This window comes from Sulfurospirillum tamanense (genome assembly GCF_016937535.1).
Lineage (GTDB): Bacteria > Campylobacterota > Campylobacteria > Campylobacterales > Campylobacteraceae > Sulfurospirillum_B > Sulfurospirillum_B tamanense.
The window spans coordinates 1-2916 of the sequence record NZ_JAFHKK010000054.1; the positions used below are offsets into that span (position 1 = coordinate 1).

Sequence of the window (2916 nt, forward strand, 5' to 3'; positions counted from 1 at the left end):
CCGTTTTCTAAACTGCTAAATGAACGACTTGACGATCAAACAAGTATAGCCACAATTATTACACCATCGGAAAGAGTTCCTGAAATTGCAAAACGAACAGAACACAAACCTAGGAAAAGCTAATGTACAAAAATGTTAATAAATAGCGACGAGGCTACTTTAGGAGGGAAAATGGAAAACGGTGACGAGGCTACTTTAAATCCCATTTTATGCCTAAAGTCCTTTACATGTAAAGCCTTGAAATTTCTAGGTGCTTTTAGTTATTACTCCACATTTTTTATTCCCATTGAAAATTTATCTGATATGATTGTTCTACCTAGAAAAAGGGGAACAGATGAAACCAACCATGATTTACGGAACAGCGTGGAAAAAAGACAAAACCGCCGCTTTGGTGGAGCTCGCTATTGGGCAGGGCTTTCGTGCCATAGACACGGCGTGTCAGCCAAAACATTACAATGAAAAGCTTGTCGGCGTGGGAGTACAGCGTGCACTTGCTAAAAACAATCTCGCAAGAGAAGACCTTTTCTTGCAAACAAAATTCACACCCCCAGGCGGTCAAGACCCAAGCACCATCCCTTATGACCCCGCCGACCCCATCGAAAAGCAAATCAAAACTTCCCTAGCCGTCTCAAAAGAAAACCTCCAAACAGATTATCTGGATTCTTTAGTGCTGCATTCCCCGATTTCCCCCTTTAGCGCGCTAGAAAAAGCGTGGAGGGTCTTTGAAGGGTTTGTGCGAGAGGGAGATGTGAAGCAGATTGGGATAAGCAATTGTTATGATGCTGACCTTTTTAAAAAGCTCTACGAGGTTGCCACCATCAAGCCAAAGGTGTTGCAAAATAGATTTTACGCCACGACGTCCTACGACAAAGAACTCAGAGCCTTTTGCAAAGAAAACGAAATCTCTTATCAAAGTTTTTGGTCACTAAGCGCCAACCCCCATCTTTTGGGCTCAAAAGAGGTTTTAGAACTTAGTGTAAAATACCAAAAAACCGCCCCCGCCATTTTCTACAGGTTTTTAACACACCTAGGAATCACACCGCTTAATGGAACAACATCCCTCGCACACATGCGGGAAGATTTAGGCATCTTCTCTTTTACCCTAGAGGAGGGCGAAATTGAGCGCATCAACGCACTTCTTTAAGGTACTAAAACCAACTTTGGTGCGTGCGAGAAGACGTTAAACAGGAGGGGGTTATTTTTCATGAAGTGCTCTCTTTTTGCCAATCCAATTTGCTTAGTTTGGTTGACAAAAAGAGATGTTTTATTAGTGCAGTCTTGGATGTAAATGGCGTCTTCGTCTAAGTCCGCCGCCCAACGAGCCTTTTAAGGAAAGTTCAGCGTTTGAGCGTTTAAGCACTGAGTTTTTTGCTCATGTCAACGACGGAAGTTTTGATGATTTCCCATTTTGTTTCAAAGGTTCGTTTCATCGCATCATACGTGCTTTCTGAAGATTTTGACAACTCCGCAAGTTTTGCTTTGCCATCGGCTACTTTTTCTTCAAGAACCTTGATGTCTTGATTCATGCTAATCTTGCCATCGGCAGTCGCAGAGGCTGCTTTTGCGCGAAAAAGCTCGATTTGCGCTTTCCATTCGTCGAGTTCTGTTTGGACTTTTTTTAAGTAAAGTTCTTTATTGTTCATCGTCATTCCTTTTTTGAGTATGTGTCATAAAACACGTCTGCCTTGAATAATCCTAACGAGCACCACAACCAGTGCAATGACCAAGAGAAGGTGGATAAACCCTCCCATGCTATAGCTTGTAATGAGGCCAAGTGCCCACATAATAACCAGTAAAAGTGCGATGGTGTACAGCATGGGAATCTCCTTTTATTGCTTCATCGTTGCATCAACACGCATGGTGTTGATGACAGCAGAAACGCCATCGACATCTTCGACAAGTTTAGTGACAAGATCCACTTCAGCCGCATTTTGTGCTTTTCCACTTACCGTGACAACACCGTCTTTAGTGGTGACTTTGGTAGTGATGGCACTGGTTGAGGCGCGAGAGAGTAGGGTCATTTTCACTTGTGCCGTAATGGACGCGTCATCTATTTTGTCGCCTAAAGTTTCTTTTTTTTCAAGTTTCATGTTGTTGACAACACGCTTGACGCCTTCAACATCTTTGGCGTACTGGGTTGTGAGGTCTTTTTGAGCCGCACTCGTCGCTGTACCTTTTAAGGTAACGACACCGTCTTTGACATCCACTTCTGTTTTTCGTGCACTGACATTACCGCTGAACACAAGTACTGTTTTGACTTTCATCATAATCCAAGTATCAGAGCTTTCAGGTGAGCGGTCTTCTTTTACGACAATGTTATTTTTAACACTTTTAACGCCAACAATGGCTTCGGCTGTATTTTCAGCCATAGGCTTGTGCGTATCGTTAAGTACTTCGCCAGAGAGAACCACAACCCCGTCTTTGGAAGTAATTTTCACATTTTCATCTTTTAAATAGGTCTTATAAATATAGCTTTTTTTGAAAGATGACTCAATGGCATCATCTGCAGTGGAAGCAAACGCACATGTGCCAAGTGCTACCACCGTAGCAATAGAGAGTGCTACGGTGCTGAACGAACGCTTAAACGTGATGGCATTCGCATCATGCAGCATGTTCATTTTTGTATCGCTTCAGTTTTTTTTGGGTCCAATTTTGGATCTACTTTTGGCTCCACTTTTTTTGGATCAGCAATCTTTGGCGCATCTTTTTTTGGATTATTTGCATTGTTTTGACTCTTGTTGTTGTACATGGTCTATCCTTTTTTTGAGTAGAGCGTAGATACTGGGTAGAACGAAAATCCTAAATATTGACCGTATGTAAAAGAGTGTCACAAGGGGGTTTGCCCTTGCACGTTCTTTTACATAGTGACAGTATGCAATAAAGAGGTTATTTTTTGGTTATTTTAATCCTTACATG

5 protein-coding genes are annotated in these 2916 nt (G+C 42.1%); 1 reads left to right on the forward strand and 4 read right to left on the reverse strand.

The genetic code is table 11. The features are described from left to right. Window positions 1-334: 334 nt before the first annotated feature. Window positions 335-1144: an aldo/keto reductase family protein gene (locus JWV37_RS12535; protein WP_205460213.1), complete on the forward strand. Its 810-nt coding sequence runs from the start codon at window positions 335-337 to the stop codon at window positions 1142-1144. A 208-nt stretch (window positions 1145-1352) separates the two neighbouring features. On the opposite strand, the gene JWV37_RS12540 is transcribed toward JWV37_RS12535, so the two are convergent. The 4 genes from JWV37_RS12540 to JWV37_RS12870 are packed head-to-tail and all read right to left on the reverse strand — an operon-like array spanning window position 1353 to window position 2749. Beyond that, window positions 1353-1643 (reverse strand): sll1863 family stress response protein, encoded by a 291-nt coding sequence (locus JWV37_RS12540; protein ID WP_205460215.1) that lies wholly within the window; start codon window positions 1641-1643, stop codon window positions 1353-1355. 24 nt (window positions 1644-1667) lie between these two features. Then, window positions 1668-1817, reverse strand: a complete 150-nt coding sequence (locus tag JWV37_RS12545) for a lmo0937 family membrane protein (protein ID WP_205460217.1) — start codon at window positions 1815-1817, stop codon at window positions 1668-1670. A gap of 12 nt (window positions 1818-1829) precedes the next feature. Next, window positions 1830-2618 carry a BON domain-containing protein gene (locus JWV37_RS12550; RefSeq protein ID WP_205460220.1) on the reverse strand — a complete coding sequence of 263 codons (789 nt, stop codon included), beginning with the start codon at window positions 2616-2618 and terminating at the stop codon, window positions 1830-1832. Then, window positions 2615-2749, reverse strand: coding sequence for a hypothetical protein (locus tag JWV37_RS12870; protein WP_275898390.1), 135 nt, complete (start codon window positions 2747-2749; stop codon window positions 2615-2617). Before JWV37_RS12870 ends, JWV37_RS12550 begins: the two co-directional genes overlap by 4 nt. Window positions 2750-2916: the final 167 nt, after the last annotated feature.